This window comes from Burkholderia sp. MSHR3999, from assembly GCF_000833595.1.
Taxonomy (GTDB): domain Bacteria; phylum Pseudomonadota; class Gammaproteobacteria; order Burkholderiales; family Burkholderiaceae; genus Burkholderia; species Burkholderia ubonensis.
The window spans coordinates 1198530-1213178 of the sequence record NZ_JRFO01000001.1; the positions used below are offsets into that span (position 1 = coordinate 1198530).

A 14649-nucleotide genomic window follows, 5' to 3' on the forward strand; every position below is an offset into this window, starting at 1 on the left:
TTTCTTGACGATCGCGCGAGGGCGGCGCCGCGCCTCGCAGGGCAGTCGGGCCGTCAGGCCGGCTTGCCCCAGCTGTCGCGCAGCCCGACGATCCGGTTGAACACCGGCTTGCCCGGCTTCGAATCGACACGGTCCGCGACGAAGTAGCCGTGGCGCTCGAACTGGAGGCGGGTTTCCGGCGCGACGTCGCCGGCGCCCGGCTCGACGTACGCGTGCACGACCTTCTTCGAATCCGGGTTCAGCGCATCGAGGAAGTTCGCGCCGCCTGCGTCCGGATGCGGCTCCTTGAACAGCCGGTCGTAGATTCGCACTTCGGCCGGCTGCGCATGCTTCGCGCTGACCCAGTGGATGTTGCCCTTCACCTTGTAGTTGTTCGCGCCGTCGGTGCCCGACTTGCTGTCCGGGAAGTAGTTGCAGTGCACGGCCGTCACGTTGCCGTCTGCATCCTTGTCGAAGCCCGTGCACTCGACCACGTAGCCGTAGCGCAGCCGCACCTTGTTGCCCGGGAACAGGCGGAAATAGCCCTTCGGCGGCGTCTCGACGAAATCCTCGCGCTCGATCCACAGCTCGCGCGAGATCGGGAACGTGCGCTGGCCGCGCTCCGGATGGTGCGGATGCACCGGCGCCGTGCACGCTTCTTCCAGGTCTTCCGGATAGTTGTCGATCACGAGCTTCAGCGGATCGAGCACCGCGACCGTGCGCGTGGCCTTGGCGTCGAGGTCGTCGCGCAGCGCGCCTTCGAACACGCTCATGTCGATCCACGAATCGACCTTGGTCACGCCGATCCGCTCGCAGAACAGCTGGATGCTCTCCGGCGTGAAGCCGCGGCGGCGCACGCCGACGATCGTCGGCATCCGCGGATCGTCCCAGCCGTCGACGTGGCCTTCGGTCACGAGCTGCAGCAGCTTGCGCTTGCTGGTGATCGCGTACGTGAGGTTCAGCCGCGAGAATTCGATCTGCTGCGGCAGCGGGCGGGTGAACACGCCGGCGTCGGCCAGCTCGTTCAGCACCCAGTCGTACAGCGGGCGGTGATCCTCGAATTCGAGCGTGCACAGCGAGTGCGTGATGCCTTCGAGCGCGTCCGAGATGCAGTGCGTGTAGTCGTACATCGGATACACGCACCACGTGTCGCCGGTGCGGTAGTGGTGCGCGTAGCGGATCCGGTAGATCACCGGGTCGCGCATGTTCATGTTCGGCGAAGCCATGTCGATCTTCGCGCGCAGCACGTGCTCGCCTTCCTGGAACTCGCCGGCCTTCATCCGGCGGAACAGGTCGAGGTTCTCGTCGGGCGTGCGCTCGCGATACGGCGACGGCTTGCCGCCTTCGGTCAGCGAGCCGCGGTTCGCGCGCATCTCTTCCGCGCTCTGGCTGTCGACGTACGCCTTGCCGCGCTTGATCAGCAGCTCGGCGAATTCGTAGAGCTTGTCGTAGTAGTCGCTCGCGAAGTACTGGTGGTCGACCGCGTCCTTGCGCCAGTCGAAGCCGAGCCAGCGCACCGCGTCGACGATCGAGTCGACGTATTCGACGCTTTCCTTTTCCGGGTTCGTGTCGTCGAAGCGCAGGTGGCACACGCCGCCGTAGTCGCGCGCGACGCTGAAGTTCAGGCAGATGCTCTTCGCGTGACCGATGTGCAGGTAGCCGTTCGGCTCCGGCGGAAAGCGGGTTTCGACGCGGCCGGCCCATTTGCCCGTGCGGTTGTCGTCGTCGATGATGTTGCGGATGAAATTGGAGGCCGCGGGGGCGTCGTTGCGTTCGGTGCTCATGCGGATAGAGTCAGGTTTGGATCGGCGCGTGCCGCGCCGCCGGTTTAATCTTGCTTAATCTTGTAATTCTACCTGAGCGGGGTTCGGCCCGTGCGCGTTGCGCGTAGACGTCGCGCGCGGGTGGTGCGGCCGCGCATTATCTCGACATTGTGTCTGCTGTAACACGACGTAAATCGGATTGCCCGTGGTATTCGGCTTTTCCTATGATCACAGCACCGATTCAATGCCGCCGTCGCGTCGTCCGCGAGGCGGGAGGAACTGAACAATCATGAAGAAAACCACCTTTATCGTACGCACCGCGGTGATCGTCGCGGCCCTGTCCCAGCTCGGCGCATGCGCGATGACGCACACGCAGCGCAATGCCGGCATCGGCGCGGCCGCGGGCGGCGCACTCGGCTACCTGATCACCGGTGGCCCGATCGGCACGGTCGCGGGCGCCGCGGCGGGCGGCATCGTCGGCGCGAACGTGCGCTGACCGGCGGCGGCGCCAGCCGCCGCCTTCGCACATCCTTCCGATGGTTCGAATATTGACGGGCAGCATCAGGGAGGAACGGATGTGCGACACTCCGTCGACCCATCATCACAACGCTTCAAGCGTCGACGGACCCCCGCATGACCCAACCACTCGTATTCGTGTTGCCGGGCTACGGCAATTCCGGCCCGCTGCACTGGCAGAGCCGCTGGGAGCGCGATGACGCGCGCTTCGTGCGCGTCGCGATGCCCGACTGGGAGCGCGCATTCCGCAACGGCTGGTGTCTCGCGCTCGACCGCGCGGTCGAGGCGGCGCGCGCGCCGGTGCTGATCGCCGCGCACAGCCTCGGCACGCTGACGACGGCCTGGTGGGCGACGCGCTATGCGCGCCCGGCCGCGCTCGCGAAGGTCAGGGGCGCGCTGCTCGTCGCGCTGCCCGATCCGGCCGGGCCGGCGTTTCCGGCCGATGCGCACGGCTTCGGGCCGGTGCCGCGCGAGCGGCTGCCGTTCCCGACCCGGGTGGTCGCGAGCCGCGACGATCCGTACGGCACGCCGGCGTTCGCGCGTGCGTGCGCGAACGCATGGGGCAGCGACTTCCACGACATCGGCCCGCGCGGCCACATCAACGCGGACAGCGGGCTCGGCGACTGGCCCGCCGCGCGCGCATGGCTCGACGCGCTGGCGGTCGCGGGCTGACCGTGTCGCGCGGGGCGGATCGCAGGACCGTCAGATCGCCTGCTTCGCCTTCAGCGCCGCGATCCGTTCGTCGTCGTAGCCGAGCAGCTCGCGCAGCACGGCGTCGGTGTGCGCGCCGAGCAGCGGCGGGGCCGAGCGCGCGTCGGGCGGCGTCGCGCTCATCCGGATCGGATTGCGCACGAGCTTCACGTTCGCGCCGCACGGATGCGGCAGCTCGACCTGCATCCCGCGCGCGACCACCTGATCGTCGTCGAACACTTCCTCCAGATCGTTGATCGGCCCGCACGGCACGCCGGCCGCCTCGAGCGCCGCGATCCACGTGTTCTTGTCGAGCGTCCTCACCATGTCCGCGAGGATCGGCACCAGCGTGTCGCGGTGGCGCACGCGCGCGGGATTGGTCGCGAAGCGCTCGTCGTCGGCGAGCTCGGGGCGGCCGCCGGCCTCGACGAACTTGCGGAACTGCCCGTCGTTGCCGACCGCGACGATGATCCAGCCGTCGCGCGTCTGGAACGTCTGGTAAGGCACGATGTTCGGGTGCGCGTTGCCCCAGCGCACGGGCGGCTTGCCGCTCGCGAGGAAATTGGTGTTCATGTTCGCGAGCAGCGCGACCTGCACGTCGAGCAGCGCCATGTCGATGTACTGGCCTTCGCCCGTCCGGTCGCGATGCGCGAGCGCGGCGAGCACCGCGATCGTCGAATAGAGGCCGGTCGCGAGGTCGGAGATCGCGACGCCGGCCTTCTGCGGGCCGCCGCCGGGCTCGCCGTCGCGCTCGCCGGTGATGCTCATGAACCCGCCGATCCCCTGGATGATGAAGTCGTAGCCCGCGCGGTGCGCATACGGGCCGGTCTGGCCGAAGCCCGTGACCGAGCAGTACACGAGGTCGGGCTTCACCGCGCGCAGCGACGCGTAGTCGAGCCCGTATTTCTTGAGCTGGCCGACCTTGTAGTTCTCCAGCACCACGTCGCTTTGCGCGGCGAGCTCGCGGACGATTCGCTGGCCTTCGGGCGTCGCGATGTCGATCGTGACCGAGCGCTTGTTGCGGTTCGCGGCGAGGTAGTAGGCGGCCTCGGCGGTGTCCGCGCCGTTCGCGTCCTTCAGGTACGGCGGCCCCCAGTGGCGCGTGTCGTCGCCGGCGCCCGGGCGCTCGACCTTGATCACGTCGGCGCCGAAGTCGGCAAGCGTCTGCGCGCACCACGGGCCCGCGAGCACGCGGGTCAGGTCCAGCACGCGGATATGGCTCAGGGCACCCATCGTCGATTCGTCTCCTTTATGGCTTGGCCGTGCCGCGCGGCGCGGGCAAGGCGTGCGGCATGGCGAGCATCTTAAGGCGAATCGCGCGCGCGTGGCCCGGCAACCCCGCGATCGGGGCGGAATCGGACAAATGCAGCCCAAAGCGGGCCGAAACCGGGCTCGAGTCTGACGAAACGCGCGCCGGCCGGGCCCGCCGGCCGCGCACCGGGATCTATCCCGTATAATCGATCGTTTCAGAAACCTGCCGCCGTGCGCCCGCGAGGGTCGCCGGCATTTGAAGCGTCTTAGCCAGACCGTCCCCGCACGCCATGAAAGCTGCCGAAATCCGCGAGAAATTCCTCAAATTCTTCGAATCGAAGGGCCACACGATCGTCCGCTCGTCGAGCCTCGTGCCCGGTAACGACCCCACGCTGATGTTCACGAATTCGGGGATGGTCCAGTTCAAGGACGTGTTCCTCGGCACGGAATCGCGCCCGTACTCGCGCGCGACCACGTCGCAGCGCAGCGTGCGCGCGGGCGGCAAGCACAACGACCTCGAGAACGTCGGCTACACCGCGCGCCACCACACGTTCTTCGAGATGCTCGGCAACTTCTCGTTCGGCGACTACTTCAAGCACGACGCGATCAAGTTCGCGTGGGAGCTGCTGACCACGGTCTACCAGCTGCCGAAGGAAAAGCTGTGGGTCACCGTCTACCAGGAAGACGACGAGGCGTACGACATCTGGGCGAAGGAAGTCGGCGTGCCGGTCGAGCGGATCATCCGCATCGGCGACAACAAGGGCGCGCGCTACGCGTCGGACAACTTCTGGACGATGGGCGACACGGGCCCGTGCGGCCCGTGCACGGAAATCTTCTACGACCACGGCCCGGACGTGTGGGGCGGCCCGCCGGGGTCGCCTGAAGAAGACGGCGACCGCTACATCGAGATCTGGAACCTCGTGTTCATGCAGTTCAACCGCGACGCGCAGGGCAACATGACGCGCCTGCCGAAGCAGTGCGTCGACACCGGCATGGGCCTGGAACGCCTCGCCGCGGTGCTGCAGCACGTGCACAGCAACTACGAGATCGACCTGTTCCAGAACCTGATCAAGGCCGCCGCGCGCGTGACCGAGATCAGCGACCTGAACAACAACTCGCTGAAGGTGATCGCCGATCACATCCGCGCGTGCTCGTTCCTGATCGTCGACGGCGTGATCCCCGGCAACGAAGGCCGCGGCTACGTGCTGCGCCGGATCGTGCGCCGCGCGATCCGCCACGGCTACAAGCTCGGCCGCAAGGGCTCGTTCTTCCACAAGCTGGTGGCCGATCTCGTCGCCGAGATGGGCGTCGCGTATCCGGAGCTGAAGGAAGCCGAGCAGCGCGTGACCGACGTGCTGCGCCAGGAAGAAGAACGCTTCTTCGAGACGATCGAGCACGGGATGTCGATCCTCGAGGCCGCGCTCGCCGAAGTCGAGGGGAAGGGCGGCAAGGTGCTCGACGGCGAACTCGCGTTCAAGCTGCACGACACCTACGGCTTCCCGCTGGACCTGACGGCAGACGTGTGCCGCGAGCGCGGCATGACGGTCGACGAGCCGGCGTTCGACGACGCGATGGCGCGCCAGCGCGAGCAGGCGCGCGCGGCCGGCAAGTTCAAGGCCGCGCAGGGCCTCGAATACACGGGCGCGAAGACGACCTTCCACGGCTACGAAGAGATCGCGTTCGACGACGCGAAGGTCGTCGCGCTGTACGTCGACGGTTCGTCCGTCAACGAAGTGAAGACCGGCCAGGATGCGGTGGTCGTGCTCGACCACACGCCGTTCTATGCGGAATCGGGCGGCCAGGTCGGCGACCAGGGCGTGCTCGCGAATGCGTCGACGCGCTTCGCGGTCGGCGACACGCTGAAGGTGCAGGCCGACGTGATCGGCCACCACGGCACGCTGGAGCAGGGCACGCTTAAGGTCGGCGACGTGCTGCGCGCCGAGATCGACGCGCACCGCCGCGCGCGCACCCAGCGCAATCACTCGGCGACCCATCTGATGCACAAGGCGCTGCGCGAGGTGCTCGGCTCGCACGTGCAGCAGAAGGGCTCGCTCGTCGACGCGGACAAGACCCGCTTCGACTTCGCGCACAACGCGCCGATGACCGACGACGAAATCCGTCGCGTCGAGCAGATCGTCAACGACGAAATCCTCGCGAACGCGCCGGGCATCGTGCGCGTGATGCCGTACGACGAGGCGGTGAAGGGCGGCGCGATGGCCCTCTTCGGCGAGAAGTACGGCGACGAAGTGCGCGTGCTCGACCTCGGCTTCTCGCGCGAACTGTGCGGCGGCACGCACGTGAGCCGCACCGGCGACATCGGCTTCTTCAAGATCGTCGTCGAAGGCGGCGTCGCGGCCGGCATCCGCCGCGTCGAGGCGATCACCGGCGACAACGCGGTGCGCTACGTGCAGGAGCTCGACGCACGCGTGAACGAAGCGGCGGCCGCGCTGAAGGCGCAGCCGTCGGAACTGACGCAGCGCATCGCGCAGGTGCAGGACCAGGTGAAGTCGCTCGAGAAGGAGCTGGCCGCGCTGAAGTCGAAGCTCGCATCGAGCCAGGGCGACGAGCTCGCACAGCAGGCGGTCGAAGTCGGCGGCGTGCACGTGCTGGCCGCGATGCTCGACGGCGCGGATGCGAAGACGCTGCGCGAGACCGTCGACAAGCTGAAGGACAAGCTCAAGAGCGCGGCGATCGTGCTGGCGGCCGTCGAAGGCGGCAAGGTCAGCCTGATCGCGGGCGTCACGCCGGAAGCGAGCAAGAAGGTCAAGGCCGGCGAACTGGTGAACTTCGTCGCGCAGCAGGTCGGCGGCAAGGGCGGCGGCCGTCCGGACATGGCGCAGGCGGGCGGCACCGAGCCGGCGAACCTGCCGGCGGCGCTCGCGGGCGTCAAGGGCTGGGTCGAAGAGCGGCTCTGATCGGCCTGGCCGGCGCGGCGCTCGCCCGAGCGTCGCGGGCCCGGTCCGGCCGTGCGATGCGCGACGGCCGCCCGGTGGCGGGGACCGAATGAAACGACCCGACCGGCACAGGCCGGTCGGGTCGTTTTGCGTGTGCGCGCCGCAAGTCTGCGGGGCGATCCTTCAGGCCGGCGCCGCCGCGCGCCGCTTCCCGGCATCGGCTGGCGGCCGCGCGGCCGCCTCCAGCGCGTCGCGCAGCGCGCCGAGCGCTGCCGACGCGTAACCCTTGCGCCACGCAAGCACCGTGTCGATCCCTTCGAATTCGGCGATCGCATGCGCCGCGACGTCGTCGGTCCCGGGCTGCAGGTCGAGCACCGAACGCGGCGCGACCGCGACGCCCGCGCCGGCCGCGACGCACGCGACGATCGCGTGGTACGAGCCGAGTTCGAGCACGCGCGCCGGCTTCGTCCCGTGCGCCGCATACCATTGCTCGACGTACTTGCGATACGTGCAGCCGCGCTCGAATGCGATCAGCGTCGGCAGGATCACGTCGCGCGGCGTGCGCACCCGAGGATGGCCGCGCGGCGTGAGCAGCATCAGGTCTTCGCGGAACACTGGCACCACCTCGAACGTGTCGGGCAACGCCTCCGGCGCGGGCGGGCGCGCGAACAGCGCGGCGTCGATCGCGAACTCGCGCACCTGCTCGATCAGGCAGCCCGTCGTGCCCGTCAGGAGTTCGAGCGACACGTCGGGCCACGCATGGTGATAGCGCGCGAGCAGGGCCGGCAGCCGGCTCGCGGCCGTGCTCTCCATCGCGCCGAGCCGCAGCCGGCCGCGCGGCCGGTCCTCGCGCACCGCATGGCGGGCCTCGTCGGCAAGCGCAAGCAGGCGCTCCGCATACGTCAGCAGCGTCTGCCCGGCGGGCGTCAGCACGAGCCGCCGGCCGTCGCGCACGAACAGCGCCGCGCCGAGTTCCTCCTCGAGCTGCTTGATGCGTGTCGTCACGTTCGACTGCACGCGATTGAGCTTCTCCGCCGCGCGCGTCACGCCGTTTTCGCGCACGACGGCCCGGAAAATCGCCAGCGCCGCCAGATCCATGATTCTCTCCGAGCGATGAATCGATTCTGAATTATTCATTTTTAGAGAACGATTGGTCAAGCTACGATGAAGGCATTCCGATTTCCGTTCAGGCCGGCGCGCCGCGCGCCGGCCGTACGCTGCCGCCATGTCCCGTTCCGATGCCTCGTCCGCCGCCCGCGCGTTTCCTTCATACGATAGCGACCGCCGCGCCCGCACGGCCGCACTCGCCGGCATGATCGGGCTCGCGGTCGCGCTCGGCGTCGGCCGCTTCGCGTTCACGCCGCTGCTGCCGCTGATGCTCGCCGATGGCTCGATCGGCCTGAAGGCCGGCAGCTGGCTCGCGTCGGCGAACTATGCGGGCTACTTCGTCGGCGCGGTCAGCTGCGCGGCGTTGCGCGTCGCGCCCGCGCGGATGGTCCGCTTCGGACTTGCAGCAACCGTGCTGCTCACCGCCGCGATGGGCGTCGGCCATCTGCTGGCCGTGTGGCTCGCGGTGCGCTTCGTCGCGGGTGTCGTCAGTGCGTGGACGTTCGTGTTCGTGTCGCAATGGGGGCTGCGCCGGCTTGCCGAGCTGCACGCGCCGGAATGGAGCGGCGTGATCTACGCGGGCCCCGGCGTCGGCATCGTGCTGACGGGGCTGATCGGGAGCGCGTTGGCCGGCCAGCGCGCGGCGTGGGGCTGGCTCGGTTTCGCGGCGCTGTCGGCCGTGCTGTCGGTCGCGATCTGGCGCACGTTCGGCGGCGCGGCGCCACCCAGGTCGCCGGCCGCTTCGCCGCACGCGCCGGACCGTCACGCGCCGGCCGCCGCGGGGCCGCATCGCGCCGACGCGGCCTGGCTCGTCGCGCTGTACGCGATGCCGGGCTTCGGCTACATCATCACCGCGACGTTCCTGCCGGTAATCGCGCGCGCGGCGCTGCCGGCCGGCTCGCCGTGGCCGGACCTGTTCTGGCCGATGTTCGGCGCCGCGCTGATCGTCGGCGCGATCGCTGCCGCGCGGCTGCCCGCGCATTGGGACAACCGGCTGCTGCTCGCGGGCGGCTGCGCGACCCAGGCGCTGGGCATCGCCGCCGGGATCGTCAGGCCGAACGCGGCGGGCTTCTCGCTCGGCAGCGTGCTGCTCGGCCTGCCGTTCACCGCGATCACGCTGTTCGCGATGCGCGAGGCGCGGCGCCTGCACGGCGAGCGCGCGGCGGGGCTGATGGGCTACGCGACCGCGTCGTACGGGGTCGGACAGATCGCGGGGCCGCTCGTGGCCGCGCCGCTGGTGGCGCAGAGCGGGTCGTTCACGCCGGTGCTGTGGATCGCGGCGGCGTCGCTCGTGGCCGGCGCGGCCGGGTTTGCGATGCGCGCATCGCGCGGCAGGCGCTGGTCGCCGAATTGATCGCGGCGCGGGCCGCGCCGCCGTCGCCGGTGCCGCTTCTTGCCGCGTTCGCGACGCGCGAGCCCGCGCGGCCCGCCGCGGCGGACGACCCTGACGCGGCTGGGGCCAGATCCTCTGCGGCGCGGGCAAACTCGCTAGAATGAAGCCTTTCCCGCGCCGAGCGGGCGCGCGAGCCGCCTGCGGGCGGCCTCCCCGGCGTCCGCCATGCCCACATCGATGACCACCGCCGACTATCGCTTTTGCCCGCGCTGCGCGCGCCCGCTGACCGAGCGCGCCGATTCCGAACACGAAGGCGGCCGCGTTCGCCAGGTTTGCCCCGACGACACCTGCGGCTATGTGCACTGGAACAACCCGCTGCCCGTCGTCGCCGCGATCGTCGAGCTCGACGGCAAGATCCTGCTCGCGCGCAATGCAGCCTGGCCCGAAGGGATGTTCGCGCTGATCACCGGTTTCCTCGAGAACGGCGAGACGCCCGAGGACGGCATCGCGCGCGAGGTGTTCGAGGAAACCGCGCTGAAGGCCGAGCACGTGTCGCTCGTCGGCGTCTACGAATTCATCCGCAAGAACGAGCTGATCATCGCGTACCACGTGCGCGCGTCGGGCACGGTCGCGCTGTCGCCGGAACTGCTCGAATACAAGCTCGTCGATCCACCGCTGCTGCGCCCGTGGCGCGCCGGCACGGGCGTCGCGCTCGCCGACTGGATGCGCGCGCGCGGCCTCGATTTCGAATTCGTCGACCGGCCGGGGCAATGACGGGCCGGTCCGTCCGCGGGGTTTCATCCGCCGCGCCGCGCGCGATCGCGACGCGGCGCTTCGCTGCCTGCCGGCGCGCCGTGCGATACGGCCGCCGCGCTTCGTCTTCATCGCCTCCATCGTCCTGAGCGCCATCGCCATGTCCGACAAGCCGCAGCCGCGTTCGCGCGACGCCTATCGCCACTTCCTGCCGATCACGACCCGCTGGATGGACAACGACGTCTACGGGCACGTGAACAACGTCGTCTACTACAGCTACTTCGATACCGTCGTGAACGAGTACCTGATCCGCGCGGGCGTGCTCGACGTCGAGCGCGGGCAGACGATCGGGCTCGTCGTCGAAACGCAGTGCAACTACTTCGCGCCGCTCGTGTTTCCGCAGTCGGTCGACGCGGGGCTGCGCGTCGTGAAGCTCGGCACGTCGAGCGTGCGCTACGAGGTCGGGCTGTTCGCGCAAGGCGACGCATCGCCCGCCGCGCAGGGGCATTTCGTGCACGTGTACGTCGATCGCGGCACGCGTCGCCCGGTGCCGCTGCCGGACGCGCTGCGCGCCGCGCTCGACCCGCTCGCCGCCTGACGACGCGCGGTGCAGGCGTTCGCGCTCCAGGCGTTCAACGGCCTCAGCTACGGCTTGCTGCTGTTCATGCTGTCGGCCGGCCTCACGCTGATCTTCAGCGTGCAGGGCGTGCTCAACTTCGCGCATGCGAGCTTCTACATGCTCGGCGCGTACGTCGGCTACGGCATCGCCGCCCGCGCGGGCTTCTGGCCGGCGCTCGTGCTCGCGCCGCTCGCGGTCGGGCTGCTGGGCGCGGGCTGCGAGCGCTGGCTGCTGCGCCGCGTGCAGGCGCACGGGCATACGAGCGAGCTGCTGCTGACGTTCGGGCTCGCGTACCTGATCGGCGAGGGCGCGAAGTTCGTCTGGGGCCTCGCGCCGCTGCCCGCGCCGGTGCCGCCGCTGTTCGACGGCGCGCCGGTCACGGTGTTCGGCGTCGCGCTGCCGCGCTACCGGCTGTTCATGATGGCGATGTCGGCGGCGATGCTGGTCGCGCTCGCGGGCCTGCTGCGCGCGTCGCGCATCGGTCTCGTCGTGCGCGCGGCGCTCACGCATCGCGCGGCCGTCGAGGCGCTCGGCCATGACGTGCCGCGCCTGATGACGGGGCTGTTCGGCGCGGGCACCGCGCTCGCGGCGCTGGCCGGCGTGATCGGCGCGCCGCTCGCGGTGATCGAGCCCGCGCTGGCCGAGACGGTCGGCTCGATCGTGTTCGCGGTCGTCGTGATCGGCGGGCTCGGCTCGCTCGGCGGCGCGTTCGCCGCGTCGCTCGCGGTCGGCTTCGCGCAGACCTTCGCGGCCGCGAGCGACACGTCGCTGCGCGAGCTCGCGCAATGGGCCGGCGTCGTGCTGCCGGACGGCGTCGCCGCGGTGTCGGTCGCGCAACTCGCGCCGCTCGTGCCGTACCTGCTGCTCGTCGCGGTGCTGGTCGTGCGCCCGCGCGGACTGTTCGGCGAGCGTGCCGATGCGTAGCCGCGCGTTGGCGGGCGTCGTGCGCTGGACGCTGTTCGCCGGCTGCCTCGTGCTGCCCGCGTGGCTGTGGCCGCACGGCTGGATGCTCGGCTATCTCGCGCAGACCGCCGCGCTCGTCGTGCTCGCGCTGTCGTACAACCTGCAGCTCGGCACGACCGGGCTGCTGTCGTTCGGCCATGCGGCATTCGCGGGCCTCGGCGCGTTCGCGGCCGCGCACTGGTTCAACCGCTTCGGCGGCCCGCTGCCGCTGCTGCCGCTCGTCGGCGGCGCGGCGGGCGCGGCCTTCGGCCTGCTGTTCGGCGTGCTCGCGACGCGCCGCGCGGGCACCGCGTTCGCGATGATCACGCTCGGCCTCGGCGAGTGCGTCGCGGCGGCCGCGTGGAGCGTGCCCGCGTGGTTCGGCGGGGTCGGCGGCGTGCCGATCGATCGCGCGAGCGGCCCGCCGCTCGGCGGCTGGCAGTTCGGCGCGCCGGCGCACGCGTATGCGCTGATCGCCGCGTGGTGCATCGGGTCGGCGCTCGCGATGCGCGCGCTGACGCGCACGCCGCTCGCCCGCCTCGCGAACGCGGTGCGCGACAACCCGGCGCGGGTCGCCGCGCTCGGCACCGAGCCGCGCCGGGTGCGGCTCGCGATGGTCGCGTGCGCGTCGTTCTTCGCGGGCGTGGCCGGCACACTGACGCTGATCGACGTCGAGATCGCGACGCCCGACAGCGTCGCGATGTCCCGCTCGGCGACGGTGCTGATCGCCGCGGTGATCGGCGGCGCCGGTTCGTTCTTCGGGCCGGCGGCGGGCGCGGCCGTGCTGACCGGGCTGAGCGTCGCGGTCGCGGGCGTGTCGCGCGCGTGGGCGCTGTATCTCGGGCTGCTGTTCGTCGTCGTCGTGATCGCCGCGCCGCGCGGGCTCGCGGGCGTCGCGGCGGACGTCGCGCACGCGCTGCGGCCCGGCACGCGCAGGGGCGAACGCGCGGCGCTGCTGTATGGCGTCGCGGCGAGCCTGTGCGGGGGCGTCGCCGTCGTCTGCGCGGCGGAGCTCGGCTACGCGTGGCGCTTCGCGCAGGACGGCGGCGCGCCGGCCGCGTTCGGCGCGTGGCAGGTCGATGCGGGCGCGCCGTTCGGCTGGGCGGTCGCGCTCGCGGCGGCGGGGCTCGGCGCGCTGCTGTGGCGCCGGCGCGGCCGGATCGCGCGCGACATGTCCGGCGTGCACGGAACGCAAGGCGCGCCGCGATGAACGGCGCCGCGCTCGCCCTGCACGGCATCACGCAGCGCTTCGGCGCGCAGACGGTGCTCGACGGCGTCGAGCTGGCCGTCGCGGCCGGCGAGCGGCATGCGCTGATCGGGCCGAACGGCGCGGGCAAGTCGACGCTCTTCAACGTGATCGCGGGTGTCGTGCGGCCGACGCGCGGGCGCGTGGTGCTGCACGGCGTCGAGCTGCGCGGGCGCGGGCCGGTCGCGGCGAGCCGCCTCGGCATCGGCCGCAGCTTCCAGCAGACGAGTGCGTTTGCCCGCCTGACGGTGTTCGACAACCTGCGCTGCGCGGCGCTGCACGCGCCGGCCGAGCGGCGGCGCTGGTGGAACCGGCTGCGCGAATCGGCGTCGGTCGACCGCGCCGCCGCGCAGGTGCTGCGCGACATCGGCCTCGTCGCACACCGCGATACGCCGGCTGCCGCGCTCGGCTACGCGGAGCAGCGCGCGCTCGATCTCGGCATCGCGCTGGCGAGCGGGGCGCGCACGCTGCTGCTCGACGAGCCGACGGCCGGCATGAACCGCGCGCAGGCGGCGCGGATGATCGAGCTGATTCGCGCGACCACGCAAGGCCGCACGGTGCTGATGATCGAGCACGACATGGACACGGTGTTCGGCTTCGCGGAACGGATCACGGTGCTGGTGCGCGGCGCGGTGGTCGCGACGGGCGCGCCGGAGGCGATCCGCGCCGATCCCGCCGTGCGTGCCGCGTATCTCGGCGACGGGTTCGCATGAGCGCGCTGCTCGACATCTGCGGCCTGCGCGCATGGTACGGGATGCAGCCCGTGCTCGACGGCGTCGATCTCGCGCTCGCGCCGGGCGAGACGCTCGCGCTGCTCGGGCGCAACGGCTCGGGGCGCTCGACGCTCGCGAAGGCGGTGATGGGGCTCGTGCGGACCGCCGGGTCGGTGCGGATCGCGGGCGTCGAATGCGCGGGCGCGCGGACCTTCGAGATCGCGCGGCGCGGCGTCGCGTATGTCGCCGAGCAGCGCGACGTGTTTGCGCTGCTGAGCGTGCGCGACAACCTGCGCGTCGGGCTGCGCGGCAGCGGCGGCGCGGCCGCGCGCACGGCGCTCGACGCGCTGTTCGAGCGCTTTCCGCTGCTGGCCGCGCGCGCGGACGTGAAGGCCGGGCGGCTGTCGGGCGGCGAGCAGCAGGTGCTCGCGCTCGCTCGCGCGCTCGCCGGCGAGCCGCGCGTGCTGATCGTCGACGAGCCCGCGGAAGGGCTCGCGCCGCTCGCGGCCGCCGAGATCGGCGCGTGTCTTGCAGGACTGCAGGCGGACGGCGTCGCGATCGTGCTGATCGAGCAGCGGCTGCAGCTCGCGCCGCGCTTGACGCGGCGCGCGGCGGTGATGGGGCGGGGCCGGATCGTCTATGACGGCGTGCTCGACGGACTGGACGGCGAGATCGCCGACGCGTGGCTGAGCGTGGGGTGACGACGCGCGGCGGATTGTTCGGCTGGCCCCGCCAGTCAATTCGTGGCGAGCCGCTTTATCGACGCCGGGCGGACGCCTAGAGTGACACCGTCGCAGGCTCGTTGCATCGCAGCGGCAGCCGGTGCGATCCATCGTGCATCAT

At 71.0% G+C, this 14649-nt stretch carries 13 protein-coding genes; 10 read left to right on the plus strand and 3 right to left on the minus strand.

The window, feature by feature from the left end:
- Window positions 1–53: 53 nt before the first annotated feature.
- The gene (locus tag KY49_RS05785) at window positions 54–1763 is read right to left on the minus strand and encodes a glutamine--tRNA ligase/YqeY domain fusion protein (protein WP_042583739.1); all 1710 of its coding nucleotides are present in this window, start codon (window positions 1761–1763) and stop codon (window positions 54–56) included.
- Between the two features lie 265 nt (window positions 1764–2028).
- Here KY49_RS05785 and KY49_RS05790 point away from each other — a divergent pair, with 265 nt between their 5' ends.
- Window positions 2029–2238, plus strand: coding sequence for an ornithine acetyltransferase (locus tag KY49_RS05790; RefSeq protein ID WP_042583740.1), 210 nt, complete (start codon window positions 2029–2031; stop codon window positions 2236–2238).
- Window positions 2239–2375: 137 nt separating this feature from the next.
- Complete coding sequence (locus KY49_RS05795; RefSeq protein WP_042583741.1) at window positions 2376–2930, plus strand: RBBP9/YdeN family alpha/beta hydrolase; 555 nt, start codon at window positions 2376–2378, stop codon at window positions 2928–2930.
- 30 nt (window positions 2931–2960) lie between these two features.
- Here the strand turns inward: KY49_RS05795 and KY49_RS05800 are convergent, their stop codons facing one another.
- On the minus strand, window positions 2961–4181 hold the full coding sequence (locus tag KY49_RS05800) for a CaiB/BaiF CoA transferase family protein (protein WP_042583742.1): 1221 nt from the start codon (window positions 4179–4181) through the stop codon (window positions 2961–2963).
- 308 nt (window positions 4182–4489) lie between these two features.
- Between KY49_RS05800 and alaS the strand changes: the two genes are divergently transcribed.
- Window positions 4490–7114, plus strand: coding sequence for an alanine--tRNA ligase (gene alaS, locus KY49_RS05810; RefSeq protein WP_042583744.1), 2625 nt, complete (start codon window positions 4490–4492; stop codon window positions 7112–7114).
- A 162-nt stretch (window positions 7115–7276) separates the two neighbouring features.
- On the opposite strand, the gene KY49_RS05815 is transcribed toward alaS, so the two are convergent.
- Complete coding sequence (locus KY49_RS05815) at window positions 7277–8191, minus strand: LysR family transcriptional regulator (RefSeq protein ID WP_042583745.1); 915 nt, start codon at window positions 8189–8191, stop codon at window positions 7277–7279.
- Between the two features lie 127 nt (window positions 8192–8318).
- Here KY49_RS05815 and KY49_RS05820 point away from each other — a divergent pair, with 127 nt between their 5' ends.
- The 7 genes from KY49_RS05820 (at window position 8319) to KY49_RS05850 (ending at window position 14507) form a co-directional block, all read left to right on the plus strand.
- On the plus strand, window positions 8319–9554 hold the full coding sequence (locus KY49_RS05820) for a YbfB/YjiJ family MFS transporter (RefSeq protein ID WP_042583746.1): 1236 nt from the start codon (window positions 8319–8321) through the stop codon (window positions 9552–9554).
- A 216-nt stretch (window positions 9555–9770) separates the two neighbouring features.
- Entirely contained in the window at window positions 9771–10307 is a 537-nt protein-coding gene (locus KY49_RS05825; protein ID WP_042583747.1) for an NUDIX domain-containing protein, read from the plus strand.
- 139 nt (window positions 10308–10446) lie between these two features.
- Window positions 10447–10884, plus strand: coding sequence for an acyl-CoA thioesterase (locus KY49_RS05830; protein ID WP_010092613.1), 438 nt, complete (start codon window positions 10447–10449; stop codon window positions 10882–10884).
- A 9-nt stretch (window positions 10885–10893) separates the two neighbouring features.
- A complete protein-coding gene (locus KY49_RS05835; protein ID WP_042583748.1) occupies window positions 10894–11829 on the plus strand; it encodes a branched-chain amino acid ABC transporter permease in 936 nt (311 codons plus the stop codon).
- Window positions 11822–13057: a branched-chain amino acid ABC transporter permease gene (locus KY49_RS05840; RefSeq protein ID WP_042583749.1), complete on the plus strand. Its 1236-nt coding sequence runs from the start codon at window positions 11822–11824 to the stop codon at window positions 13055–13057. Before KY49_RS05835 ends, KY49_RS05840 begins: the two co-directional genes overlap by 8 nt.
- Entirely contained in the window at window positions 13054–13806 is a 753-nt protein-coding gene (locus KY49_RS05845; protein WP_042583750.1) for an ABC transporter ATP-binding protein, read from the plus strand. The genes KY49_RS05840 and KY49_RS05845 overlap by 4 nt, the downstream gene beginning before the upstream one ends.
- Window positions 13803–14507 (plus strand): ABC transporter ATP-binding protein, encoded by a 705-nt coding sequence (locus KY49_RS05850; RefSeq protein ID WP_042583751.1) that lies wholly within the window; start codon window positions 13803–13805, stop codon window positions 14505–14507. Before KY49_RS05845 ends, KY49_RS05850 begins: the two co-directional genes overlap by 4 nt.
- Window positions 14508–14649 lie beyond the last annotated feature (142 nt).

Coding starts and splice junctions, on each gene's coding strand:
- KY49_RS05785 (WP_042583739.1), bottom strand. CDS start 1,763: ATGAGCACCGAACGCAACGACGCCCCCGCGGCCTCCAATTTCATCCGC.
- KY49_RS05795 (WP_042583741.1), top strand. CDS start 2,376: ATGACCCAACCACTCGTATTCGTGTTGCCGGGCTACGGCAATTCCGGC.
- KY49_RS05800 (WP_042583742.1), bottom strand. CDS start 4,181: ATGGGTGCCCTGAGCCATATCCGCGTGCTGGACCTGACCCGCGTGCTC.
- alaS (WP_042583744.1), top strand. CDS start 4,490: ATGAAAGCTGCCGAAATCCGCGAGAAATTCCTCAAATTCTTCGAATCG.
- KY49_RS05815 (WP_042583745.1), bottom strand. CDS start 8,191: ATGGATCTGGCGGCGCTGGCGATTTTCCGGGCCGTCGTGCGCGAAAAC.
- KY49_RS05820 (WP_042583746.1), top strand. CDS start 8,319: ATGTCCCGTTCCGATGCCTCGTCCGCCGCCCGCGCGTTTCCTTCATAC.
- KY49_RS05825 (WP_042583747.1), top strand. CDS start 9,771: ATGACCACCGCCGACTATCGCTTTTGCCCGCGCTGCGCGCGCCCGCTG.
- KY49_RS05830 (WP_010092613.1), top strand. CDS start 10,447: ATGTCCGACAAGCCGCAGCCGCGTTCGCGCGACGCCTATCGCCACTTC.
- KY49_RS05840 (WP_042583749.1), top strand. CDS start 11,822: ATGCGTAGCCGCGCGTTGGCGGGCGTCGTGCGCTGGACGCTGTTCGCC.
- KY49_RS05845 (WP_042583750.1), top strand. CDS start 13,054: ATGAACGGCGCCGCGCTCGCCCTGCACGGCATCACGCAGCGCTTCGGC.
- KY49_RS05850 (WP_042583751.1), top strand. CDS start 13,803: ATGAGCGCGCTGCTCGACATCTGCGGCCTGCGCGCATGGTACGGGATG.